General features: G+C 65.3%; 23 protein-coding genes. 12 read left to right on the top strand and 11 right to left on the bottom strand.

Annotation, left to right across the window (positions count from 1 at the left end; genetic code table 11):
- Window positions 1-9 precede the first annotated feature (9 nt).
- Window positions 10-1,104: a phospholipase A gene (locus tag ACFPK0_RS10660; RefSeq protein ID WP_377340653.1), complete on the top strand. Its 1,095-nt coding sequence runs from the start codon at window positions 10-12 to the stop codon at window positions 1,102-1,104.
- A gap of 934 nt (window positions 1,105-2,038) precedes the next feature.
- Here the strand turns inward: ACFPK0_RS10660 and ACFPK0_RS10665 are convergent.
- Window positions 2,039-2,521, bottom strand: coding sequence for an FKBP-type peptidyl-prolyl cis-trans isomerase (locus ACFPK0_RS10665; RefSeq protein ID WP_056602624.1), 483 nt, complete (start codon window positions 2,519-2,521; stop codon window positions 2,039-2,041).
- Between the two features lie 149 nt (window positions 2,522-2,670).
- On the opposite strand from ACFPK0_RS10665, the gene dacB reads away from it, so the two are divergent.
- Window positions 2,671-4,149: a D-alanyl-D-alanine carboxypeptidase/D-alanyl-D-alanine endopeptidase gene (gene dacB / locus ACFPK0_RS10670; RefSeq protein WP_377340655.1), complete on the top strand. Its 1,479-nt coding sequence runs from the start codon at window positions 2,671-2,673 to the stop codon at window positions 4,147-4,149.
- 3 nt (window positions 4,150-4,152) lie between these two features.
- Here the strand turns inward: dacB and ACFPK0_RS10675 are convergent, their stop codons facing one another.
- Window positions 4,153-4,638, bottom strand: a complete 486-nt coding sequence (locus ACFPK0_RS10675; protein ID WP_377340658.1) for a glutathione peroxidase — start codon at window positions 4,636-4,638, stop codon at window positions 4,153-4,155.
- Between the two features lie 97 nt (window positions 4,639-4,735).
- On the opposite strand from ACFPK0_RS10675, the gene ACFPK0_RS10680 reads away from it, so the two are divergent.
- The 3 genes from ACFPK0_RS10680 to ACFPK0_RS10690 all read left to right on the top strand — a co-directional run bounded on the left by ACFPK0_RS10680 (window position 4,736) and on the right by ACFPK0_RS10690 (window position 7,375).
- Window positions 4,736-5,746 (top strand): methionine ABC transporter ATP-binding protein, encoded by a 1,011-nt coding sequence (locus tag ACFPK0_RS10680; protein ID WP_377340660.1) that lies wholly within the window; start codon window positions 4,736-4,738, stop codon window positions 5,744-5,746.
- On the top strand, window positions 5,743-6,420 hold the full coding sequence (locus ACFPK0_RS10685) for a methionine ABC transporter permease (RefSeq protein WP_056077790.1): 678 nt from the start codon (window positions 5,743-5,745) through the stop codon (window positions 6,418-6,420). The genes ACFPK0_RS10680 and ACFPK0_RS10685 overlap by 4 nt, the downstream gene beginning before the upstream one ends.
- 160 nt (window positions 6,421-6,580) lie before the next feature.
- Window positions 6,581-7,375 carry a MetQ/NlpA family ABC transporter substrate-binding protein gene (locus tag ACFPK0_RS10690; RefSeq protein ID WP_056077787.1) on the top strand — a complete coding sequence of 265 codons (795 nt, stop codon included), beginning with the start codon at window positions 6,581-6,583 and terminating at the stop codon, window positions 7,373-7,375.
- Between the two features lie 79 nt (window positions 7,376-7,454).
- On the opposite strand, the gene pncB is transcribed toward ACFPK0_RS10690, so the two are convergent.
- On the bottom strand, window positions 7,455-8,639 hold the full coding sequence (gene pncB, locus ACFPK0_RS10695) for a nicotinate phosphoribosyltransferase (RefSeq protein WP_377340665.1): 1,185 nt from the start codon (window positions 8,637-8,639) through the stop codon (window positions 7,455-7,457).
- Between the two features lie 340 nt (window positions 8,640-8,979).
- On the opposite strand from pncB, the gene ACFPK0_RS10700 reads away from it, so the two are divergent.
- Window positions 8,980-9,798 carry a c-type cytochrome gene (locus ACFPK0_RS10700; protein WP_377340668.1) on the top strand — a complete coding sequence of 273 codons (819 nt, stop codon included), beginning with the start codon at window positions 8,980-8,982 and terminating at the stop codon, window positions 9,796-9,798.
- Between the two features lie 24 nt (window positions 9,799-9,822).
- Here the strand turns inward: ACFPK0_RS10700 and ACFPK0_RS10705 are convergent, their stop codons facing one another.
- The 3 genes from ACFPK0_RS10705 to ACFPK0_RS10715 all read right to left on the bottom strand — a co-directional run bounded on the left by ACFPK0_RS10705 (window position 9,823) and on the right by ACFPK0_RS10715 (window position 11,961).
- Complete coding sequence (locus ACFPK0_RS10705) at window positions 9,823-10,260, bottom strand: hypothetical protein (RefSeq protein WP_056077777.1); 438 nt, start codon at window positions 10,258-10,260, stop codon at window positions 9,823-9,825.
- Between the two features lie 117 nt (window positions 10,261-10,377).
- Window positions 10,378-11,262, bottom strand: coding sequence for a histone H1-like repetitive region-containing protein (locus ACFPK0_RS10710; RefSeq protein ID WP_082520080.1), 885 nt, complete (start codon window positions 11,260-11,262; stop codon window positions 10,378-10,380).
- 93 nt (window positions 11,263-11,355) lie between these two features.
- Window positions 11,356-11,961, bottom strand: a complete 606-nt coding sequence (locus ACFPK0_RS10715) for a rhomboid family intramembrane serine protease (RefSeq protein ID WP_056077774.1) — start codon at window positions 11,959-11,961, stop codon at window positions 11,356-11,358.
- 153 nt (window positions 11,962-12,114) lie between these two features.
- On the opposite strand from ACFPK0_RS10715, the gene ACFPK0_RS10720 reads away from it, so the two are divergent.
- Window positions 12,115-13,053 carry a PhzF family phenazine biosynthesis protein gene (locus ACFPK0_RS10720; protein WP_377340670.1) on the top strand — a complete coding sequence of 313 codons (939 nt, stop codon included), beginning with the start codon at window positions 12,115-12,117 and terminating at the stop codon, window positions 13,051-13,053.
- A gap of 123 nt (window positions 13,054-13,176) precedes the next feature.
- Here the strand turns inward: ACFPK0_RS10720 and ACFPK0_RS10725 are convergent, their stop codons facing one another.
- Together ACFPK0_RS10725 and ACFPK0_RS10730 are read right to left on the bottom strand one after the other, a co-directional pair.
- The gene (locus tag ACFPK0_RS10725; RefSeq protein ID WP_377340672.1) at window positions 13,177-14,067 is read right to left on the bottom strand and encodes an NAD(P)-dependent oxidoreductase; all 891 of its coding nucleotides are present in this window, start codon (window positions 14,065-14,067) and stop codon (window positions 13,177-13,179) included.
- 70 nt (window positions 14,068-14,137) lie between these two features.
- Window positions 14,138-15,331 (bottom strand): BaiN/RdsA family NAD(P)/FAD-dependent oxidoreductase, encoded by a 1,194-nt coding sequence (locus ACFPK0_RS10730; RefSeq protein WP_377340674.1) that lies wholly within the window; start codon window positions 15,329-15,331, stop codon window positions 14,138-14,140.
- 98 nt (window positions 15,332-15,429) lie between these two features.
- Here ACFPK0_RS10730 and ACFPK0_RS10735 point away from each other — a divergent pair, with 98 nt between their 5' ends.
- A complete protein-coding gene (locus ACFPK0_RS10735; protein WP_007079851.1) occupies window positions 15,430-15,912 on the top strand; it encodes a YajQ family cyclic di-GMP-binding protein in 483 nt (160 codons plus the stop codon).
- Between the two features lie 11 nt (window positions 15,913-15,923).
- On the opposite strand, the gene ACFPK0_RS10740 is transcribed toward ACFPK0_RS10735, so the two are convergent.
- Together ACFPK0_RS10740 and ACFPK0_RS10745 are read right to left on the bottom strand one after the other, a co-directional pair.
- Window positions 15,924-16,619, bottom strand: a complete 696-nt coding sequence (locus ACFPK0_RS10740) for a DUF1345 domain-containing protein (protein ID WP_056077762.1) — start codon at window positions 16,617-16,619, stop codon at window positions 15,924-15,926.
- A gap of 8 nt (window positions 16,620-16,627) precedes the next feature.
- Complete coding sequence (locus ACFPK0_RS10745) at window positions 16,628-16,903, bottom strand: GNAT family N-acetyltransferase (protein ID WP_377340677.1); 276 nt, start codon at window positions 16,901-16,903, stop codon at window positions 16,628-16,630.
- A 133-nt stretch (window positions 16,904-17,036) separates the two neighbouring features.
- On the opposite strand from ACFPK0_RS10745, the gene ACFPK0_RS10750 reads away from it, so the two are divergent.
- A complete protein-coding gene (locus ACFPK0_RS10750; protein ID WP_056077756.1) occupies window positions 17,037-17,462 on the top strand; it encodes an OsmC family protein in 426 nt (141 codons plus the stop codon).
- Between the two features lie 150 nt (window positions 17,463-17,612).
- Here the strand turns inward: ACFPK0_RS10750 and ACFPK0_RS10755 are convergent, their stop codons facing one another.
- Entirely contained in the window at window positions 17,613-18,698 is a 1,086-nt protein-coding gene (locus ACFPK0_RS10755) for a 3-deoxy-7-phosphoheptulonate synthase (RefSeq protein WP_056077753.1), read from the bottom strand.
- A 284-nt stretch (window positions 18,699-18,982) separates the two neighbouring features.
- On the opposite strand from ACFPK0_RS10755, the gene ACFPK0_RS10760 reads away from it, so the two are divergent.
- The 3 genes from ACFPK0_RS10760 (at window position 18,983) to ACFPK0_RS10770 (ending at window position 22,082) form a co-directional block, all read left to right on the top strand.
- Window positions 18,983-20,857, top strand: coding sequence for a DEAD/DEAH box helicase (locus ACFPK0_RS10760; protein WP_377340681.1), 1,875 nt, complete (start codon window positions 18,983-18,985; stop codon window positions 20,855-20,857).
- A gap of 126 nt (window positions 20,858-20,983) precedes the next feature.
- Window positions 20,984-21,124, top strand: a complete 141-nt coding sequence (locus ACFPK0_RS10765; RefSeq protein ID WP_200945308.1) for a hypothetical protein — start codon at window positions 20,984-20,986, stop codon at window positions 21,122-21,124.
- A 52-nt stretch (window positions 21,125-21,176) separates the two neighbouring features.
- Window positions 21,177-22,082, top strand: coding sequence for a hypothetical protein (locus tag ACFPK0_RS10770; protein WP_056077747.1), 906 nt, complete (start codon window positions 21,177-21,179; stop codon window positions 22,080-22,082).
- Window positions 22,083-22,164: the final 82 nt, after the last annotated feature.

Raw genomic sequence — 22,164 nt, forward strand, 5'->3', positions numbered from 1 at the left:
GAGTTATTGATGAAGCCTCATTCCGCCGCGTGGCCGCTGGCCCTGGCCGCCGGCCTGGTCGCCGCACCAGGACATGCGCAGAATCCAGACCCCACCGATATCCGCGCCTGCACCGGCATCGAAACCGACTCGCAGCGGCTGGCCTGCTACGACCACGCCACCGGCCGGGTCAACCTGCCGACCGCACAAAAGCGGGCGGACACCGAGACCTCGACGCCCGACATTTTCAGCCACGACGCTTCCTCCTCCACCAGCACCGCCGTGGCGACCAACCCCGAAGTGGCGCGGCCGCTGTCCCTGCTGGACAGCCGCTGGGAGCTGTCGCCGGAGAGCAAGCTGGGCACGTTCAATGTGCGCGGCTACAAGCCGGTCTACGTGCTGCCGGTGTTCATCACCAACCACCAGAACAATCGGCCGCAGAGCCCCAACCCGGACAACACGGTCACGCAAAACCAGCAGCTGGACAACATGGAGGCGAAGTTCCAGCTGAGCCTGAAAACCAAGGTGTGGCAAGGCGTATTCGGCGATGCGGGCGACCTGTGGGTGGGCTATACGCAATCCTCCCGCTGGCAGGTCTACAACTCGCAGCTGTCACGCCCGTTCCGCGAAACCGATTACGAACCCGAAGCGATGCTGATGTTCAACACGCATTACGAGGCACTGGGCTGGACGGGCCGGATTCTGGGCATCGGCGTGAATCATCAATCCAACGGCCGCGGCAATCCGCTGTCGCGCAGCTGGAACCGCGTTATCGCCAACGTCGGCTTCGAACGTGACGGCTGGACAGTGATGCTGCGCCCCTGGTGGCGCATCCCCGAGCCGCGCAGCGACGACAACAACCCGGACATCAGCGACTATATGGGCCGCGGCGAGATGCAGATCGTGCACGAGGCGAACGGCCAGGAATTCGGGCTGATGCTGCGCCACTCCCTGCGCGGCGGCGACCGCAGCCACGGTGCCGCGCGCTTCAGCTGGACCTTCCCGCTGGCCGGCAACCTGCGCGGCTATGCCGAGGTCTTTCACGGCTATGGCGAAAGCCTGATCGACTACAACCACAAGGCCACTTACCTGGGCCTGGGTATTTCGCTGCTGGATTGGTACTGAGAAAGGCCCCCTCTTCCACCCTTCGGGCACCTTGCAAGCTGAACGCCTTCCCTCGCAAACGGGAAGGAACATCTCGCCCAGCAGCTACCAATCGCTTGCTTCCCCCGCTCGCGGAGGAAGCTGCCCGGAGGGCTGAAGGGGGGCTTCGTTCTTGCTGGAAGCCCGGATCAAAAGCGCCCTCTTCCGCCTTCGGCACCTTCTCCCGCAAGCGGGAGAAGGGACAACCTGGCCCATCCGCCTGGCTCTTCAGTCGCCTTGTAAGCTCGAACCCCTTCGCCCGCAAACGGGAAGGAACATCTCGCACAATAGCTACCAATCGCTTGCTTCACCCGCTCGCGGGGGAAGCTGCCCGGACGGCTGAAGGGGGGCTTCGTTCTTGCTGGAAGCCCGGATCAAAAGCGCCCTCTTCCGCCTTCGGCACCTTCTCCCGCAAGCGGGAGAAGGAACAACCTGGCCCATCCGCCTGGCTCTTCAGTCGCCTTGTAAGCTCGAACCCCTTCGCCCGCAAACGGGAAGGAACATCTCGCACAATAGCTACCAATCGCTTGCTTCACCCGCTCGCGGGGGAAGCTGCCCGGACGGCTGAAGGGGGGCTTCGTTCTTGCGGGAAAACCCGGATCAAGCGCGCCCTCTTCCGCCTTCGGCACCTTCTCCCGCAAGCGGGAGAAGGAACAACCTGGCCCATCCGCCTGGCTCTTCAGTCGCCTTGTAAGCTCGAACCCCTTCGCCCGCAAACGGGAAGGAACATCTCGCACAGTAGCTACCAATCGCTTGCTTCACCCGCTCGCGGGGGAAGCTGCCCGGAGGGCTGAAAGGGGGCTTCGTTCTTGCTGGAAGCCGGGATCAAAAGCGCCCTCTTCCGCCTTCGGCACCTTCTCCCGCAAGCGGGAGAAGGAACAACCTGCTGCGCTTCCCGGAGAAGGAAGGCCAGGGGTCAGTGGTGGTGACCACCCTCGCCGTGCACGTGGCCGTGTTCCAGCTCTTCGCCGGTGGCCTCACGCACGTTGGTGACTTCGATGTCGAAGTGCAGGGTCTTGCCCGCCAGCGGATGGTTGCCGTCGATGAACACCTTGCCGTCCTCGACCTTGGTCACCGTGACGTTGATCTCGCCCTGCGGGCCACGGCCCTGGAACTGCATGCCCGGCTGGATATCGTCCACGCCCTGGAACGCCTCGCGCGGCACTTCCTGCAACAGCTCGGCGTGATGCACGCCGTAGCCTTCCTCGGGCGCCACATCGGCGGTGAACTTGTCGCCGACGCCACGGCCCTCCATCTGCTTTTCCAGGCCCGGCACGATCTGGCCACCACCGTGGAGATAGGTCAGCGGCTCACGTCCCTTTGAGCTGTCGATCACCTGACCCTCGTCGTCGGTCAGCGTGTAGTGAAAGGCGGCAACGGCGTTTTGGGCAATCTGCATGAGACTCTCGCGTGTAGGTTCAAATCCGCCAGCCAGATGCCGGCACGAAGTTCCAAGGTTAACAGAAGCGATGCCGCCGTCCGACGCGGCAGCTGATTGGCGATACTGTGTGGATGAAGCCATTTTCGCGATTTGCGCATAACAAATTCGTGTCCGTTCTGTTGATGGCCGTTTCGCTGGCCACCACGGCGGCGCCACCGGCCACGACCACGCTCGCGGCACGGATCGACGCACATATCGGCACACCGCGCTTTGCCGCTGCTGACTGGGGCATTGCCGTGGTGTCGCTGGACGATGGCCGCACGCTGTACGCCCACCGCGCCGATCACCTGATGCAGCCGGCGTCCACCACCAAGCTCTTCACCGCTGCGCTGGCGTTGTCGACGCTGGGCGCGGATTACCGCATGCCTACCCGCTTGCTGGCCGGTGGCGCCATCGCGAATGGACGTCTGGACGGCCCGTTGATTCTCTACGGCATGGGCGACCCGACCCTGGGCACGGTGAACACCAGTGCGGACTGGGCCGATCAACTGGCCGGCCAGCTGGCGGCCAGCGGCGTGCGGCGGGTGCATGGCAACGTGATCGCCGACGACAGCTATTTCCGCGGGCCGTCGACCGGCTCCGGCTGGGAGGCGGGCGACCTGCAGAGCGCGTTCGCGGCACCCGCTTCCGCGCTCAGCGTGAACGAGAACTCGGTCAGGGTGACGGTGACGCCCGCCGCCCGCGTCGGCCAGCTGGCACACGTCACGCTGGACCCGGCCGACGCGGGCCTGCAGGTCGAAAACACCTTGCTGACCATCCCTGCGCGAACACCGAACGACATCAGCCTCTATCGCGCTCCGGGCGCCGCGACACTGCAGGCATTCGGCAGCGTGGCGTTGGGTGCGACGCCACGGCACTACAAGTTGTCGCTGCCCGATCCTGCGGCCTCGGCGGGCGCGCAATTGCTGCAGGCATTGCGGCATCGGCATATTCAGGTCGATGGCAAACTGCTGGTTCGGCACTGGCCGCAGGGCGATGGCAGCTTGCCGGCAGACGCGAGCATCGTCGCCGAAGTATTTTCACCGCCGCTGGGCGAGATCCTGCACCGTGGCCTGAAACGCTCGCAGAACCTGTACCTGCAGAACCTGTTGCTGGCCGCTGGCGCCAGCCCGCTGGCCGACGCACCGGCGCCCTCTGCCTTCGTCAGCAGCGAGCAGCGTGCGATCGAAGCGCTGCATCGGCTGCTGGACAAGATCGGCATACCGCCATCGGCCAGTGCGCTGGTGGAAGGCAGCGGCCTGGCGCGGCGCGATCTCACGACGCCGAATGCACTGGTGCGGCTGCTGGTCTACCTGGCTGCGCAACCCCAGGCGGCGCTGCTGCGCGAATCGCTGCCGATTGCCGGTGTCGATGGTTCGCTCATCTGGCGCATGCGCGGCACCGCAGCGCAGGGGAATGTGCATGCAAAGACCGGTTCGATGGCGTACGTGCAGTGCCTGGCCGGCTACGTCACCACCGCTTCCGGCGAACGGCTGGCGTTCGCCATCATGCTCAACAACTACGTGCCGGCATCCGGTGCGCCGCGCCCCAGCGCGGAGGTCGACGCCATCGCGGTGATGCTGGCCAACCTCACGGGTGGTGGCTGAGGATCAGCCGCCCAGTCGTTGCAGCGTATCCTTGCCGATCTTTTCGGGTGTATCCGTCGAGGCATAGCGCTTCACCACCTGCCCTTCGGCATCGACCAGGAACTTGGTGAAGTTCCACTTGATCGACTCGCTGCCCAGCACGCCTTTGCCTTCGCTCTTCAGCCACTTGTACAGCGGGTCGGCGTGCTCGCCGTTCACCTCGATCTTGGCGAACATCGGAAACGTGACGTCGTAATTCGTGCTGCAGAACGTCTTGATCTCCGCCTCGCTGCCCGGCTCCTGATGGCCGAACTGGTCGCAGGGGAAACCCAGCACCACCAGTCCCTTGTCACGCTGGTCCTGCCACAACGTTTCCAGCCCCGTGTACTGCGGCGTGAAACCGCATTTGGAGGCCACGTTGACGATCAACAGGGTCTTGCCGTGCCACTCGGCCAGCGAGCGCTGGTTGCCATCGATATCGCGGACGCTGAAATCGTAGACACTGGTCATGCGAAGCTCCGTTGGGTGAACCTCTGGAGTCTACGCCATCGCCGCTGACGGCCCGCGGCCTACAATGGCGCTCCTCTCGCACTGCCCGGAATTTCACGTGATCCGCTTCGTCGATGTCCACAAGTCCTACCGCGCCGGCGGTCGCGATATTCCCGCGCTGCAGCGGTTCAACCTCGACATCGCCGATGGCGAAGTGTTCGGCATCATCGGCCTGTCGGGTGCGGGCAAGTCCACGCTGATCCGGTTGATCAACCTGCTGGAGCGGCCCAGCGGTGGCCAGGTGTTCGTCGACGACGTCGAAATGACCGCGCTGGCGGAGCCGGCGTTGCGCGCCCAGCGGCGCAGGATCGGCATGATCTTCCAGCACTTCAATTTGCTGGCCTCGCAAACGGTGGCCGACAACGTGGCTTTTCCGATACGACTGGCCGGCGAGCGCCGCGCCGCCGTGGTGCGCCAGCGCGTCGAGGAACTGCTGGCGCGGGTGGGGCTGGCCGATCACGCCGACAAGTACCCCTCGCAGCTTTCCGGTGGCCAGAAGCAGCGCGTGGGCATTGCGCGTGCGCTGGCCAATCGGCCGTCCATCCTGCTGTGCGACGAGGCCACCAGCGCGCTCGATCCGCAAACCACGGCGTCGGTGCTGGCCTTGCTGGCCCAGATCAATCGCGAATTGAAGCTCACCATCGTGCTGATCACGCACGAAATGGACGTGGTGCGCCGCGTGTGCGACCGCGTGGCCGTGCTCGATGGCGGCGCGATCGTGGAGCGCGGCAGCGTGGCCGACGTGTTCCTGCACCCGCAACATGCCACCACGAAGCGGTTCGTCAACGAGGCCTTGCCGGAGGAATCCGCCAGCGCGCACGTGCCGTATGCGCAGGTACCCGGGCGCCTGCTGCGGCTGAGTTTCCGCGGGGATGCCACGATGACGCCCGCGCTGGGCCGCGTGGCGCGCGAGACGGGGATCGACTTCAACATCCTGGCCGGCCGCATCGACCGCATCAAGGACCTGCCCTACGGCCAGCTCACCCTGGCGATGCAGGGCGATAGGGTGGACGCCGCGCTGGCCGCTCTGCGCCAGGCCGGTATCGAGATCGAGGAGCTGCCCCGATGAACCTGCTGCAACGCCTGTTTCCCAACATCGACGACTGGGCCGAGATCGGCCGCGCCTGCATCGACACCTTGCTGATGCTGGGCGGCTCGATGGCGCTTACGGTGGCGATCGGCCTGCCGCTGGGCGTGCTGCTGTACCTCACCGCCCCGAACCAGTTGCGGCCGATGCCGAAGCTGTACGCCATCACCTCGCTGCTGGTGAACATCCTGCGCTCGGTACCGTTCATCATCCTGATGATCGTGCTGATGCCGGTGACCTACGTGCTGGTCGGCACCAAGCTGGGCATTCGCGGCGCCATCCCGCCGCTGGTGATCGGTGCCGCGCCGTTCTTTGCGCGGCTGGTGGAAACCGCCCTGCGCGAAGTGCAGCAAGGCGTGATCGAGGCCAGCCAGGCGATGGGCGCCAGCCTGTGGCAGATCGTGCGCCACGTGTTGCTGCCGGAGGCCCGCGGCGGCATCTTCGCCGGCATGACCGTCACCGCCATTGCGCTGGTGGGCTACACGGCGATGGGCGGCGCGATCGGCTCCGGCGGCCTGGGCGACCTGGCTTACCGTTACGGCTATCTCAGCTACAAATCGGACTACATGCTGGTCACCGTGGTGCTGCTGATCGTGCTGGTGCAGTTGCTGCAGATGATCGGCGACCGCGTGGTGGCCCGCTTCGGCCGGCACTAAGAATGTAGGAGCGACTTCAGTCGCGATGCTCTTGCTTTGGGGCTCCAGAGCAGAGGCATCGCGATTGAAGTCGCTCCTACAAGTCGGTCCACAGTGAAGCTTGCCTTTTACACATGGCAGTATGGACGGCTATTCTTGAGCGCCGCGCCGACACTTCATCATGAAAAAAGCCCTCGCCCTTCTCGCCGCCCTGCTCCTGGCCGGCTGCTCCGCTCCCGGCGACGCCGGCAAGGACGCGCAAACGCTCACCGTGGCGGCCACCGCCATCCCGCATGCGGAAATCCTGAAGCAGGTGAAACCCATCCTGGCCAGGGAGGGCGTGAACTTGCAGGTCAAGGTGTTCGCCGACTACGTGCAGCCGAACATGCAGGTGGCCGAGAAGAACATCGACCTGAACTACTTCCAGACCAAGCCCTATCTCGATGCGTTCAACCGTGAGCGCGGCACCCACCTGACCATTATCACCGGCGTGCACATCGAGCCGTTCGGCGCCTACTCGCGCAAATACAAAAGCATCGCGGAGCTGCCCGACGGCGCCAGCGTCACCTTGCCGAACGACCCCAGCAACAACAGCCGCGCGCTGCTGTTGCTGGCGAAGAACGGCCTGATCACGCTGAAAGACCCCAGCAACGAGATGTCCACGCTGAAGGACATCACTGCCAACCCGAAACACCTGAAATTCCGCGAACTGGAGGCGGCCATGCTGCCGCGCACGCTGGACGAGGTGGATCTGGCGTTGATCAACACCAACTACGCGCTGGCCGCGGGCCTGAATCCCACGAAAGATGCGCTGCTGATCGAAGACAAGAACTCGCCGTACGTGAATTACCTGGTCGGTCGCCCGGACAACCAGAATGATCCGCGCGTGCAGAAGCTGGCCAAGGCGCTGACCAGCCCGGAGATCAAGGCGTTTATCGAGCAGAAGTATCACGGGGCCGTGCTACCCGCGTTCTGAACTCGATTCGTTCCTTCCCCCGTGAACGGGGGAAGCAAGCATCGGGGTTGCCGGGAATCTCGATGGGAAAGATAAAGCCTCAGCCTTGCGTATCAGGTATCTCGAACACCTGGCGCAGGTACGCCACGTAGGCCGGGTCCTCGCACATGTTCTTGCCAGGCGAGTCGCTGAGCTTGGCCACGGGCTGGCCGTTGCAGCGGATCATCTTGATCACGATCTGCAGCGGCTCCGGGCCCAGGTCGTTGGTGAGGTTGGTGCCCACGCCGAACGCCAGCTGGCAGCGGCCGCGGAAATGCGCGTAAAGCCGCATCACCCTGGGGATGTCGAGGCCATCACTGAAAACCAGCACCTTGCTGCGCGGATCGACGCGGTTGGCCTGGTAGTGGGCCAGCACTTTCTCGCCCCACTCGAATGGGTCGCCCGAATCGTGGCGGGTGCCGTCGAACAACTTGCAGAAGTACATGTCGAAGTCGCGCAGGAAGGCATTGAGGCCGTAGACATCGGACAGCGCAATGCCCAGGTCGCCGCGGTATTCCTTCGCCCATGCCTCCAGGGCCGCCACCTGCGAGTCGCGCAGCCGCGGCCCCAGCGCCTGGTGCGCCTGCAGGTATTCGTGCGCCAGCGTACCCAGCGGGGTGAGGTCGAGCTTGCGCGCCAGCCACACGTTGCTGGTGCCCGCCAGTTGGGCGCCCAGATCGCGGCGGAGCGTGGTCACCACCTCTTCCTGCCATACGCGCGAATAACGCCGGCGGGTGCCGTAGTCGGCGATGCGGCAATCGGCGTAATCGGGGTTGTCGCGCAGCAGGGCGATTTTTTCCTGTAGCCGCCGGCGGCCTTCGCTGAGGTCCAGGCCAGCGTTGGTGCGGCGGAAATACACCTCGTTGACGATCGCCAGCAGCGGCACTTCGAACAGGATGGTGTGCAGCCAGGGGCCGCAGATGCGGATCTCGATCTCGCCGTTGCCGGCCGCCGAGGGCGTGATCTCCACGTACTTCTCGTTGAGCTGGAACAACCCCAGGAAGTCGACGAAATCGCTCTTGATGAAACGCCAGGTGCGCAGGTATGCCAATTCATCGGGATGGAATCGCAACTGGCACAGCGCGGCCAGTTCGGTGCGGATCTCGTCGATGCACGACACCAGGTCGATGCCCGGGTTGCGGCACTTGAAACGGTATTCGACTTGCGCCGCGGGATACTGGTGCAAAACCACCTGCATCATGGAGAACTTGTACAGGTCGGTGTCCAGCAGTGAATCGATGATCATCGGATGCCCGGCAGGATTCGCGAATGCGTACGTCCATTATCCACGCTATGCGCGGACAGGTTTCTTGCGGGATTTTGTTTCGGGCAAAAAGAAACCCCATCAGCCAGGGGAGGACTGATGGGGTTTGTCAGGCTGGCCTCCAGGGGAGGAAGGGCCAGCCCCTCGGCGGCGGGATGTCGCTTGCCACCTCTGGTCGCCATCACGGCGATACACAACGTTAGTGTGGTCACGGTGGCGGTGGTTCAAGAGCTGCCTCGTAACCGTTCAGGTTATCGACAGCTGGAAAACATCCACCTGGCCCCACTACTAAAATCGTCTGGCTATTTTATCGGAGTCCACCGTGAATTTTCTGCGATTTTTTGTCACAGGCCTGCTTGTTTTTCCATTGATGACGCAGGCCGCGGAGCTGCGGGTGGAGACAAACCATGGAAACACCGTCCATGACACGGAAACGTTGCTGCAGCGCCCCGACGTTCGCGCCATCACGATTCCCGACGACGTGGCTTTCCACCGCACCATGCATTATCGCGCCGTGCCGCTGACCGCCCTGCTGCCGGGCATCGGCGTCGGCGACCATCTGCAGTTCACCGCGCTGGACGGGTTCGTGGCGGAAATCCCCGCGACCCTGCTGCTGCAACATGGCGGCAGCGAGGCGTGGCTGGCAATCGACGACCCGGCCCATCCCTGGCCAGCACTGAGCGAAAGTCACGGCGCTGCCGGGCCGTTCTATGTCGTCTGGACCCGGCCCCGCGCGGGCAACATCAATCCGGAACAATGGCCTTACCAAGTGGCGGCGATCCGCGTGCTGCCGCCCGTCACCAGCAGGTTTCCCGCCATCCAGCCAGCCGCGTCGCTACCGGCGGGCAGCCCGATCCGGCGTGGTTTCTCGGTATTCCAGCGCACCTGTTTCGCCTGCCATACGCTGAACGGCGAAGGCGCCGCCACGCTGGGGCCGGATCTCAACGTGCCCCACAGCCCCACCGAATACCTGCGCGCCGATCTGCTGCGCGGCTTTATCCGCAACCCCCAATCGCTGCGGCAATGGCCGCAGGCGCGGATGCCGGCGTTCAGCGAAAAGACGCTTTCGGATGCTGACCTGGACGCGGTGCTGGACTACCTGAAACACATGGCGGCACGCAGGCGATCGGCGGAGAAATGACGCGCGGGCAAACCCGCCCGCACGTTACCGGCGGTCATCGCGGTCATGATGGCGCCCGTGCCCATCCTGGCCGCGCCGGTCGGACCCGCCGCGATTTCGGCCGTGATCGCCACGGCCGCGGTGGTCGTTGTCACGGTAGGCGGGGCGGCGGTCTCCACCGTAGGCATGACCGCGATGCCATCCACCGCGGTCACCGTGGCGATATCGCGCGCCACCGTACCAGGTGTGGGTGACGCCGATGCTCACACCGGGTGCGTACCCATAGTCGTAGCAACAGCCGTAATAGTTGTAATAGCCCGGCGTCCCGTAATAGCCGTCGTCGTACACCGGGGCGCTGCGGCCGTAGTAAACGTCGCCCTGCGATCCGTTGTTGCGCACGTAACTGTAGCCGGGGTCGTAATAGCAGCCAGACAACGACACCGCCGCAACAACCATGCCCAGAAGGGAGATTTTGCGTTTCATGAGCGGCCTCCGCAGGGTGATGTACCACGCTAGGCTGCGATGGTTGAACCCGTACTGAGCCGCGGGATGTACGACGCTGCCGCACTCCCGCTTGCCTGGCGCCTCGTTGCGAAATCTTCAGCTTTTGCGCTTGCCCAGATCATTGCGTGGCGCCGGCAGCGTATGGCTGTCGGCGACATCGCCGTTACTGGCCATCTCGCCGGATACGGGTGGATGCATGCCCGCGTTGCCGCCATGCGATTGCGGGTCGGCGTCAGGCCAGCTGGGCCCCTGGCGTACGCGCTCGTGCTTTACCTCCAGCAAGGCCTGGATGTGCGCCACCGCCTCCTCGGGAGTGATGTGCTGCACCGGAACCTCGACCGTACGCTCCGACTTGGCCACCGGCTTGGGCTGCGGCGCAGCTTTCTTCACCGCGGAGCGTTGATCGGCGACTTTCCGGGTGGTCGACTTGCGCGGCGCGGCTTTCGCCGGCGCGGCTGCCTTGGTGGTGGGCTTGTGAATGGCGGCGTTTTTGGTTGCCGTTTTCTTGGCCGCGGGACGCTTTGCCGCGGCCCGCTTCGCTGCAGCCTTCCGGGTTTCAGCCTGCCGAGTCGCGCTGAGTTGCGCGCCAGTCTTTTTCACCACCGCTTTCTTGACGACGGATTTCTTCGCGATGGCCTTCTTCGCGACGGTCTTCTTCACAACGGCTTTCCTGGCGACAACTTTCTTCGCTGCCGCCTTCTTCGCCACGACCTTCTTCGCAACCGCCTTTCTGGCCGTCGGCTTCTTGGCTACAGCCTTCTTCGAGGCTGCTTTCCTGACCGGGCTCTTCTTTGCCACCGACTTCTTCACGGCGGATTTCTTTGCCGCCGAACGCGGCGTGGCCGCGCCACCTGCGGCCGACTTGCGCGGCGCGGGCTTGCGGCTGGCGCTGCCTGCAGCTGCCTTCGAGGCCGCCTTCTTTTTGGTAGGTGTCGTCTTTGCCGCGGACTTCTTCGCAGCCGACTTGCGTGTCATAGCCATGCGTGGGTTCTCCTGCGGGTGATCGATAGGACCGCAGCCAGTATGCACGCCCACGCCGTGACAGGCATCTGAAGTCGCCGCTGCCGTTCACCCTCAGAACGAGGGATGGACCAGCTGGTTGAGGAAATACGGCAGCACGCGACCATCCATCAGCAAGGTGAATATCACGCCGTACGCCGCGCCCCACAGGTGCGCACTGTGATTGACGTTGTCCTGCCCGCGGCGATCCATGTAGATGGAATACGCGGTGTACAGCACGGCGTAGACGATCGCCGGCATCGGCACCACCAGCACGATAATGCGTTGCCAGGGCGCCAGCAGGATGAAGGCGAACAGCACCGCCGACACCGCGCCGGATGCGCCAAGGCTGCGGTAACTCGGATCGTTGCGGTGCTTCAGGTAGGTCGGCAGGATCGAGAACACCAATCCGCCGATATAGAACAGCACGAAACCGAAACTGCCCAGTTTTTGGGCAAAAAAACCTTCCATCACCCGCCCGAAGAAGAACAGCGTGAACATGTTGAACAGCAGGTGGCCGAAATCCGCGTGCACCAGGCCGTAGGTCACCAGGCGGTAGTACTCGCGCTGGCGAGCGATGGCCGGCGGCCACAGGATCAGGTCGTTCATCAGGCGCGGGTTCCTGAACGCAAGGTACGAAACCACGCAGGTGATGGCGATGATGATCAGGGTAATCGGCATGAAAGTGTCCGGTACGAGGGAACAAAGCCGGCATCTTGGCGACAGCCGCGCCGCTTGTCGAATGGGGCCAGGCCGGCCGCGCACCACCCGCCTCGCTGTCGCGCGGCGCCGGGCATGGTTATGATGCGCGATGGTTCAGCGGCGGTCGATACGATGAGTGTTTTGCGTTACCTGCATATGGACGTCTTTGCGGCCACACCCGGCGGCGGCAACCACCTGGGGGTGGTAGTGGGCGCAGACGCGTGGAGCGCCGAGGAGATGCAGCGCTTCGCGCGCTGGACGGCGCTGGTCGAAACCACCTTCCTGCTGCCCCCGACCGAGCCGAACGCCAGCTACCGCGTGCGCATTTTCATGCCGCACAAGGAGATCCCGTTCGCCGGCCATCCCAGCATCGGCAGCGCCCATGCCGTACTGGCCTGCGGGGTCGCGCAACCGCGCGATGGAGTGCTGTGGCAGGAATGCGGCGCCGGCGTGCTGCCGATCCGGGTCGAGGGCCACGGCGCCGAGCGTGAGCTGCTGTTGCAGTCACCGCCCTCGCGGATCGTGGCCACCGGCCACGAGGCACATCCCCTGCTGGCATCGACGCTGGCCGGCGTCGAGCCGGGCGCATTGCCACCTGCCCTGATCGACGGCGGTCGCCGCTGGTGGCTGGCCGAGCTGGCCGACGAGGCGAGCCTGCGCGCATGGCAACCCGACCACGCCGCGATCGGCGCATTGGCCCAGGCCAGCGACAGCATGGGCCTGTGCGTTTTCGCACGCAGCATGCACGCTGATTACCAACTGGCAGTGCGCGCCTTCCCTGCCGGCGTGGGCGTGGTGGAAGACCCCGCTTCCGGCGCCGCCAACGGCCTGATCGCCGCCTACATTGCCCACGCCGAACCGCACGGTTTGCTGTCACATGGGTATCGCGTCAGCCAGGGGCGCGAAGTGGGTCACGATGCTCTCCTGGTGGCGCGGATCGACGGCACGGCCACGTGGATCGGCGGGCGCAGTCACACAGTGGTGGACGGCAGCCTGGACTGGATCACTCGCGACGTGTCCGCGGCGCATGTCGTGGAGGCATCAGCGGAGTTGCTTGCCGGGCTGGGTTGAGAAGCCGGGCATCGCGCTGTTCTTCGGCAGGATCAAGAGCGCCCTCATCCGCCCTGTCGGGCACCTTCTCCCGCAAAGCGGGAGAAGGGAGACTTCGGGGGCGTTGTTTCGCACCCGGATGTGTCAGCCCTGCCCGCCTTCGTCGAGGTGCGCGCGGCGGGCGGCCACCAGTGACAGTGCCGACCAGTCCAGCTCGGCGTCGCCGCCTGCCAGGGCCTCCAGCAGGCTGTCGCGTAGCACGCCGGCGAACGGCAACGGTACGCGGGCGGTTTCGCTCGCCGCCAGCGCCAGCCCCACGTCCTTCAGGCCCAGCGGCAGGGTGAAGCCGGCGGGTTTGAAGCGCTGTTCGGCGATCAGCTTGCCGTAGCCCTGGTAGGCCGGCGCGGCGAACAGGGTCTGGGTCATCACGTCCAGGAAATCGGCGGCGCTGACGCCGTGGGCGCGGGTCAGCGCGGTGGCCTCGGCCATGCTCTCGATCGCCGCGGCCAGCATGAAGTTGCCGGCGATCTTGGCCACGGTGGCGCGTTGCGGCGCCTCACCCAACGGCCACAGGCGGGCGGCCATCGCCTCCAGCACCGGCCGCACCCGCTCCACCGCCGTGGTCTTGCCGGCGACCAGCATGTTCAGCTGTGCCGCGGCGGCCACATCCGGACGGCCAAACACTGGCGCGGCGACGTAGCCAAGCCCACGCTGTTCGTGCTCAGCTACCAGCTCTTCGGCCAGCGCCACCGAGATGGTGGCGTGGTTCACGTGTACCGTGCCGGCATCCATCGCATCGAGCAGGCCGCTGTCGAGAAACACCTCGCGCACCGCTGCGTCATTGGCCAGCATGCTGCACAGCACCTCGCCCTGGGCGGCGCGATCCGCCGTTCGCGCCGCCTTGGCGCCCAGCGACACCAGCGGCGCGGTGGCCTCGGGCGTGCGGTTCCACACCGTCAACGCATGGCCGGCGGCCTGCAGATTGCTGGCCATGGCGCTGCCCATCGCGCCCAATCCGATAAATCCGACTTTCATGAAGCATCCTCGACAAGCATGGCCGCGCAGTGAACCACGGCCGGCGTTCAGCCCATGCGAAAGCTGCCGGCTACACCACCGCGCCGGCCGCCTGCCCCGACGCCCACGCCCACTGGAAGTTGTAGCCGCCCAGCCAGCCGGTCACGTCCACCACTTCGCCGATGAAATAAAGCCCCGGCACCCGCTTCGACTGCATCGTGCTGGATGACAGACCGTCAGTATCGACGCCGCCCAGAGTCACCTCGGCGGTGCGATAACCTTCCGTGCCGCTGGCGGTGATCGGCCAGTTGGCCAGTTGCGCACCGATACCGGCCAGCTCGGCCTCGCGGTATTGGCGCATGGGTCGGCTTTCGAACCATTGCTCGCACAATCGTTGCGCCAGCCGCTTGGGCAACACGTCGGCCAGCACGGTTTTCAGCTCCGCCGCGGGGCGTGCCGCGCGCTGTCCGACCAGCCAGGTGCCGAGGTCCTGGTCCGGCGCGAGATCGATGCGCAGATCGTCGCCCGGCTGCCAGTACGAGGAGATCTGCAGGATCGACGGGCCGCTGATGCCGCGATGGGTGAACAGCAGGCCCGCGCGAAACGCCTGCTTGCCCACCCGCGTCTCCACCGCCGGCAGCGCCACACCGGCGAGGTCCTGGTAATGATCCTGGTGCTTGCCGCTCAAGGTCAGCGGCACCAGCCCGGCGCGCGTGGGCAAGACCTCGTGGCCGAACTGGCGCGCCAGCTCATAGCCGAAACCGCTGGCGCCCATGCTGGGAATCGACAATCCGCCGCAGGCCACCACCAGCGACTCGGCGTGCACTTCGCCGTGCGCCGTCGTGGCGCTGAAACCGTGCGCCATCTTGCGGACACGCTGCACGGGGCAATCCACTTCGATGGTGACGCCCGCGGCGGCGCATTCGTCCAGCAGCATGCGCACGATCTGCTTCGACGACTCGTCGCAGAACAGCTGGCCCAGCTCCTTCTCGTGATAGGCGATGCGGTGCCTTTCCACCAGCGCGATGAAGTCGGCCGGCGTGTAGCGCGCCAGCGCCGATTTCGCGAAATGTGGATTCGCCGAGAGGTAGTTGGACGGCCCGGCACCGGTATTGGTGAAATTGCAGCGACCGCCGCCGGACATCAGGATCTTCTTGCCGACCTTGTTGGCGTGATCGACCACCAGCACCCGGCGGCCGCGCTGACCGGCGGCAATCGCGCACATCAATCCGGCGGCGCCGGCCCCCACAACCAGCACGTCGACCTTGCGCACATCCCATTTCATCCTGCCATCGCCCGTCACGCCGTCTTGCGGAACGCGGCATTATCCCTCAGCGGCCGGCTGCTCTTACACTGAACGACCGTTCGCCAGGAGTTGCCGCCATGCCTTCGTTTGACGTGATTTCCGAAGTCGACAAACACGAACTGACCAACGCGGTCGACCAGGCCAACCGCGAACTCGCTACCCGCTTCGACTTCAAGGGCACGGAAGCGACCTATACGCTGGACGACTACACCATCACCCAGGCCGCGCCCAGCGAGTTCCAGCTGCAGCAGATGCTGGACATCCTGCGTGGCCGGCTGGTGGCGCGGAAGATCGACATCCGCGCACTGGACGTGGCCGAACCGGAAACCAACCTGGGTGGCTCACGGCAGAAGATCACCGTCAAGCAGGGCATCGAGCAGCCGGTGGCGAAAAAGCTGGTGGCCACGCTGAAGGCCGCCAAGCTCAAGGTCGAGGCGCAGATCAACGGCGACAAGCTGCGCGTCAGCGGCAAGAAGCGCGACGACCTGCAACAGGCGATGGCGGTGCTGCGCGGCGCCGAGGTGGAGTTGCCGTTGCAGTTCGACAATTTCCGCGACTGATCGGCCGGCCCTCAGGCCTGGCTCGCCATGATGTTCACGCTCACCGCGATGATGAACATGTTGAAGAAGAACGCGATCACGCCGTGCAGCAACACCATGCGGCGCAGGTAGCGGCTGGTGACCTGCACGTCGGACACCTGGAACGTCATGCCGATGACGGTGGCGAAATAGGCAAAGTCCCAGTAATCCGGTTCCTTGTTGCCGGGAAAATCCAGGCCCTCGTGCTCCTCGCCGTAATCGCCGTAGAAGCCGTGCGCGTAATGCAGCGCGAACAGCGTGTTCATGAACAGCCAGCTGAGCACGATGCTGACTGCCGCGATGACCAGCGCAAGCCATCCGCCGGCTTTGCCCATCTCGAGTTCGGTACCCAGCGCCACCATCACCACCGCCGACAGCGCCACCCCGCTCCACAAGATGCCCCAGCGACCAGCGTCCTGGGAACGCGCGCGTTCACGCATCTCGTCCTGGGTGGCGCGGCCGAACTGCCGCAACTGGGCGGCGAAGAAAACCAGCGCGCCCACATCGAACCCCACCAGCAACGCCGGCGCCGGGTGCAGCCCGAAAAGAACCAGGCCCCCGCAGACCAGCACCATCAACCCGCCGCCCACCGCCAGCGACGGTCGGGTGCGCAGCACGTTCCAGGGCCACCAGCCGCCGGCCGATGCCAGGCGTTCGCCGCCCCGCTCGCGTTTCGCGCGACGGACCATGACGCCGATCAGGCCAGCAGGTCGGCCGCTTCCGGATGCCGTTTCATCCAGGCGGCCGCATAGGAACACGAGGGCTTGATCTTCCAGCCTTCGTCACGCGCCGCGTCGGTGGCGGCCTTCATCAGCGCTGATGCAATGCCGCGGCCTTCCACGGCGCTGGGCACGCCGGTGTGGTGAATGTTCATTACTCCGCCGGCCAGGGTGTAATCGATGGCGCAAACGGCGCCGTCGACGGTGGCTTCAAAACGGTGGCCTGTGCGATCGTGCGTGATTTCCAGATCCATGACGGACTCCACTGACGGAAGCCCAGCATAAGCCGCATTCGGGACAAACGTGCGTGAACAGCTGTCTTCTTCGCGCCGCTTGAATGAACACCCCGGCACACTGGCGATTCCCCCTCAGTCTGGAGACATCGCCATGAAGAAATCCGCATCGGCCAACTGGATCGGTGGCCTGAAGGATGGCCAAGGCACCATTTCCACCGAGACCGGCGTACTGCGTGAGGCACCGTTCGGTTTCAAATCCCGCTTCGAGGACGGCCCCGGCACGAACCCGGAGGAACTGATCGGTGCTGCCCACGCGGGTTGCTTCTCGATGGCGCTGTCGCTGGAACTGGGCAAGGCGGGCCTCACCGCCGATCGCATCGAAACCGACGCAGTGGTGACACTGGACAAGGACGGCGACGGCTTCGCCATCACCGCCGTGCATCTGACCTGCAAGGCCAAGGTGCCGGGCGCCGATGCGGCCACGTTCGGGAAGATCGCGCAGGCGACGAAGGAGGGGTGCCCGGTGTCCAAGGTGCTCAACGCCGAGATTACGCTGGATGCCAGCCTGGAGGGTTGAGCGGGCGTGTTTTTGCTTCCCCCGCTCGCGGGGGAAGCTGCCCGAAGGGCTGAAGGGGGGCGCTTTTTGCATTGCGAAAGGCAAGATCAAGAGCTCCCCCATCCGCCTTCGGCACCTTCCCCCGCGAGCGGGGGAAGGGAAACCTGTCGCTCAGGCAGCTACGGTCGCCGCCGTCGTCGCTACCGCTTCCCGGCGTCGACGCACCGCTTGATCCAGCCGCTCCAGCACCTGCAATGAGCTATCCCAGTCGATGCAGCCGTCGGTCATGCTCTGGCCGTAGACCAGCGGCTGGCCGGGGACGGGGTCCTGCCGGCCACCCAGCAGGTGGCTTTCCACCATCACGCCGATGATGCGCTGTTCGCCGGCTTCGAGTTGCGTGGCGATGTCGTCGATCACGCGCGGCTGGTTTTCAGGCTTCTTGGAACTGTTGGCGTGGCTGGCGTCGATCATCACCCGCGCAGCAAGGCCGGCCTTGCCGATCACGGCGCAGGCCGATTCCACGCTGGCCGCGTCGTAGTTCGGCTGGCGGCCGCCGCGCAGGATCACGTGGCAATCCTCGTTGCCGGCGGTGGCGGCGATGGCGGCGCGGCCTTCCTTGGTCACGGCCATGAAATGATGCGGCTGCGAGGCGGCCTGCACCGCGTCCACCGCGATCTTCACGTCGCCGCCGGTGCCGTTCTTGAAACCCACCGGGCACGACAGGCCGGAGGCCAGTTCGCGATGCACCTGGCTTTCGGTGGTGCGCGCACCGATCGCGCCCCACGCCACCAGATCCACGATGTACTGCGGCGAGATCATGTCCAGGAATTCGCAACCGGCCGGCAGGCCGAGGTTGTTGATGTCGTGCAACACGCGCCGCGCCAGCCGCAGGCCCTTGTCGATGCGGAAGCTGCCATCGAGGTCCGGATCGTTGATCAGCCCCTTCCAGCCCACCGTGGTTCGCGGCTTCTCGAAATACACCCGCATCACGATTTCCAGCGTGTCGGCGTAGCGCTCGCGCTGCGCCATCAGCCGGCCGGCGTATTCCAGCGCGGCGCGCGGGTCGTGGATGGAGCACGGGCCGATCACCACCACCAGCCGGTCGTCCGCGCCGCCGATGATGCGGTGCAGGGCCGCGCGCGAGGCGGACACGGTTTCGGTGGCCGCTTCGCTGGCGGGGCAATCCTCGATCACCTCGGCGGGCGTGCTGAGCTGGGTAAGGCTGCGAATGCGCAAATCGTCGGTGGGCTGGGACACGGTGGCGGTTCCTTCGGTTGGGTGCCAGCGACGGCCACAAAAAAAGCCGCCGGTGGTAGCTGGCGGCTTTTCGGGAATGATCTTCAGGACTTCAAGATGATCGCGACCATGCCTCCGCCAGCAACTTCGGATAGGTATAAAACCAAAAGTACTGGTGGGCGTGGGTGCGATTCATGGCCGCTACAAATAGCACATCACCCGTGATCGTGCAACGCACCATGGCGCACGTTGACACGCTGTACTGATCGGCTAACGTCCTGTGATCGGCTTTTTCAGGGACCTACGTGGCCACGCTCATTCCCACCCGCAACGGCTGCCTGCCGCGCATGACCGGCGGCGAGAAGCGTTTCTCCGAGCGGCTGGAACAGAAGCTCGAGGATGATTACCTGCTGTGGTACGACGTGCCCGTCGGGCTGAGGCAGCTGCGCCCGGATTTCATGGTGTTCCATCCGCGCCGCGGCCTGCTGGTGCTGGAGGTGAAGGACTGGAAGCCGGCCACCATCCAGCACGCCGACAAGACCCAGTTCACCCTGCTCACCGGGCGCGGGCTGGTGAAGGAGAACAACCCGCTGCTGCAGGCGCGTGGCTATGCCACCGAGGTCTACATGCAGTTGCAGAAGGACCCGGCCCTGCGCCAGCCCCAGCAGGGCCACCACGCCGGCAAGCTGGTGATGCCGTGGGCCTACGGCGTGGTGCTCGCCAACATCAGTCGCCGGCAGTTCATCGACGGCCAGCTCGATGCGGTGATCCCCGCGCATCTGGCCATCTGCCAGGACGAGATCTACGACAGCGTGGAGGCGGAGGATTTCCAGGAACGCCTGTGGGCGATGTTTCCGTACGTGTTCCCCACCGCACTGACCCTGCCGCAGATCGACCGGGTGCGCTGGCACCTGTTTCCGGAAATCCGCGTGGCCTCGGGCGAAGGCCAGTTCGGCCTGTTCGACCGCGCGGACGCGCCGGCACCGAAGCCGCTGGAAATCCCCGACCTGATCCGGGTGATGGACGCGCAGCAAGAGCAACTGGCGCGCTCGCTGGGCGACGAGCACCGCATCATCCACGGCGTGGCCGGCTCCGGCAAAACCATGATCCTGGGCTTTCGCGCCATGCAGCTGGCGCGCGAGCTGTCGCGGCCAATCCTGGTGCTTTGCTACAACAAGACGCTGGCCGCGCGGCTGGACCAGTTGATCGGCGAGCGCGGCCTGGGCGAGAAGGTGCAGGTCTACAACTTCCACAAGTGGTGCCACAAGATGCTCACGGCCTACCACGTGGAACCGCCGGCCAAGGGCAGCCGCGATTTCTTTGCGCAGATGGTGCAGCGGGTGATCGATGGCGTCGACCAGGAGCGCATCCCGCGCTTCCAGTACGGCGCCGTGCTGATCGACGAAGGCCACGATTTCGAGCCGGACTGGTACAAGCTGATCGTGCAGATGATCGATCCCAGCACCAACTCGCTGCTGGTGCTGTACGACGATGCGCAGAACATCAACGGCCGCACCGACCGGCGCAAATTCACCTGGAAAAGCCTCGGCGTGCAGGCGCGCGGGCGCACCACCATCCTCAAGCTCAATTACCGCAACACGCTGGAAATCCTCTCCGTGGCGCGCAGCTTCGCCAGCGAACTGCTGCTGGCACACGACGGCGACGATGACGGCGTGCCGCTGATCGCACCGGAAAGCGCGGGGCGGCGCGGCGCCGTACCCGAGTTGATCCGGGTGGACGACGACACCGATGAAGTCGGCGTGGTGATCGCGCAAATTCGCGACGAACAGGCCCGCGGCCGCGCCCTGGACGACATCGCCGTGCTGTACCAGCACGACCGCCAGGGCCGTGCTCTTCGCGATGCGCTGCAGGCGGCCGGCATCGCCTGCAAACTGGCCAACGGCGATGGCAAATCCACGCTGTTCCTGGTGAAGGACAGCGTGAAGATCGTCAGCATGCATTCCAGCAAGGGGCTGGAATTTCCGCTGGTGATCATCCCCGGCCTCGGCGAGATGCCGGCGCCCGACGGCGACGAAGCGGCCGAGGCACGGCTGCTCTACGTGGCCATGACCCGCGCCACCGAACGCCTGCTGCTGATCCACCAGCACGACTCGGTTTTCAGCAAGCGCATCCGCGATTCGATCAACGAAGTCCAGGCGCAGCTGGACAGCGCCGCCTGAACGCAACGCGGTTGCGCATCACGAGCCATCCACGCCTGCCGTAGCACTTTCCCCTGGCGCATCACCGCGCCGCCGCGGTGATGCGCCGCATCCATCCCGGATGCCATATCCACCAGGGAGAGCCGCATGAAAACATTGGTTGAGGCCTATCGCCGGGAGCTTGACCGGCAGAAGCAGAAAGGTGGCATCGGCTGGGTGCTGCTGTGGCTGCTGGGCATTCCCATCCCGGTACTGATCGTGTTGTTCCTGTTGCGCGGTTGCACCTGATCCGCGGCCGCGAAGGCATCTTCGATCCGATCACCCACCGCGGGAGAACGACATGGCACAAGTGGAAATCGAGCGCACGGAAATCGTGGAGCTGAGCCAGCCCTCGATGAACTGGGGCGCAATCATTGCCGGCTGGCTGGTCGCCGTCGGCGTCGCGTTTCTGATGTACGTGGGCGGACTGGCGATGGGCTTTTCCGCCTTCGACCCTTACGACGCTGAAGCGACGGCCAAGGGCATCGGCATCGGTACGGCGTTGTGGGTGATCGTCACCTGGATCGTGGCCTTGTTGCTTGGCGGCATGTTCGCCAGTTGGTTCGACAGCCGTGATGACCGGAACATGGGCGTCATGCACGGCATTACCGTCTGGGGCCTTTCGATTGCCGCGTCCGGATTGTTGCTGGCCCTGGGCATGGGCGGTGCCATCGGCAGCGGCGCCAGCATGATGGGCGGTGCCCGCCTGGGCGCGCATGCCCATGGCATGCCACACGGCGGCCAGCACACCGGGGCGGATGCCCGCGTGGCGTTGCAGGCGCAGCTGATGCAACGGGTGCGGCAAGCCGGTGGCGCGGCATCGGGCTCCATCTACGCGCCGACGACGGGAGGCATGGCCACGGCGCCGGTGCGACTGGATCCGCGTACGGCGAGCGTCGCGACGATGGCCTTGATCGCCGACCAGCCCGATACCGCCAAGGCGTTGCTGGCCGCCAACACCAACCTGTCGCCGGCCGATATCGACAGCACCGTGCAAGGGCTTTCCGCCCCTGCGGCGCGTGCCCGCAGCGACATCAAGGCTGCCGCCGACAGCGCCGCGCATTACATGGCGATGGCCATGTGGGTGCTGTTCGCCAGCCTGTTGCTTTCGCTGATTGCCGCGGCCATCGGCGGCAGCCTGGGTGCCGGCCACGTCCATCGGGTCTACCATGATCGCCGATACGCCCGCGGCGTGCCGTCACGCTGAATGAGTCGTCGGCCGTCGTTTCCACCGAAGCGGCGGCTGACCGGACATGCAGCAGCTCGCGCGCAGGTTGCCATGGAGTCAG

Origin of the sequence: Rhodanobacter ginsenosidimutans, from assembly GCF_042655685.1 — a bacterium.
Taxonomy (GTDB): domain Bacteria; phylum Pseudomonadota; class Gammaproteobacteria; order Xanthomonadales; family Rhodanobacteraceae; genus Rhodanobacter; species Rhodanobacter ginsenosidimutans.

Excerpts from the sequence above, each read along its gene's own strand:
- ACFPK0_RS10660 (WP_377340653.1), top strand. The coding sequence starts at position 10 with ATGAAGCCTCATTCCGCCGCGTGGCCGCTGGCCCTGGCCGCCGGCCTG.
- ACFPK0_RS10665 (WP_056602624.1), bottom strand. The coding sequence starts at position 2,521 with ATGCAGATTGCCCAAAACGCCGTTGCCGCCTTTCACTACACGCTGACC.
- ACFPK0_RS10675 (WP_377340658.1), bottom strand. The coding sequence starts at position 4,638 with ATGACCAGTGTCTACGATTTCAGCGTCCGCGATATCGATGGCAACCAG.
- ACFPK0_RS10685 (WP_056077790.1), top strand. The coding sequence starts at position 5,743 with ATGAACCTGCTGCAACGCCTGTTTCCCAACATCGACGACTGGGCCGAG.
- ACFPK0_RS10690 (WP_056077787.1), top strand. The coding sequence starts at position 6,581 with ATGAAAAAAGCCCTCGCCCTTCTCGCCGCCCTGCTCCTGGCCGGCTGC.
- pncB (WP_377340665.1), bottom strand. The coding sequence starts at position 8,639 with ATGATCATCGATTCACTGCTGGACACCGACCTGTACAAGTTCTCCATG.
- ACFPK0_RS10705 (WP_056077777.1), bottom strand. The coding sequence starts at position 10,260 with ATGAAACGCAAAATCTCCCTTCTGGGCATGGTTGTTGCGGCGGTGTCG.
- ACFPK0_RS10710 (WP_082520080.1), bottom strand. The coding sequence starts at position 11,262 with ATGGCTATGACACGCAAGTCGGCTGCGAAGAAGTCCGCGGCAAAGACG.
- ACFPK0_RS10715 (WP_056077774.1), bottom strand. The coding sequence starts at position 11,961 with ATGCCGATTACCCTGATCATCATCGCCATCACCTGCGTGGTTTCGTAC.
- ACFPK0_RS10720 (WP_377340670.1), top strand. The coding sequence starts at position 12,115 with ATGAGTGTTTTGCGTTACCTGCATATGGACGTCTTTGCGGCCACACCC.
- ACFPK0_RS10725 (WP_377340672.1), bottom strand. The coding sequence starts at position 14,067 with ATGAAAGTCGGATTTATCGGATTGGGCGCGATGGGCAGCGCCATGGCC.
- ACFPK0_RS10730 (WP_377340674.1), bottom strand. The coding sequence starts at position 15,331 with ATGAAATGGGATGTGCGCAAGGTCGACGTGCTGGTTGTGGGGGCCGGC.
- ACFPK0_RS10735 (WP_007079851.1), top strand. The coding sequence starts at position 15,430 with ATGCCTTCGTTTGACGTGATTTCCGAAGTCGACAAACACGAACTGACC.
- ACFPK0_RS10740 (WP_056077762.1), bottom strand. The coding sequence starts at position 16,619 with ATGGTCCGTCGCGCGAAACGCGAGCGGGGCGGCGAACGCCTGGCATCG.
- ACFPK0_RS10745 (WP_377340677.1), bottom strand. The coding sequence starts at position 16,903 with ATGGATCTGGAAATCACGCACGATCGCACAGGCCACCGTTTTGAAGCC.
- ACFPK0_RS10750 (WP_056077756.1), top strand. The coding sequence starts at position 17,037 with ATGAAGAAATCCGCATCGGCCAACTGGATCGGTGGCCTGAAGGATGGC.
- ACFPK0_RS10765 (WP_200945308.1), top strand. The coding sequence starts at position 20,984 with ATGAAAACATTGGTTGAGGCCTATCGCCGGGAGCTTGACCGGCAGAAG.
- ACFPK0_RS10770 (WP_056077747.1), top strand. The coding sequence starts at position 21,177 with ATGGCACAAGTGGAAATCGAGCGCACGGAAATCGTGGAGCTGAGCCAG.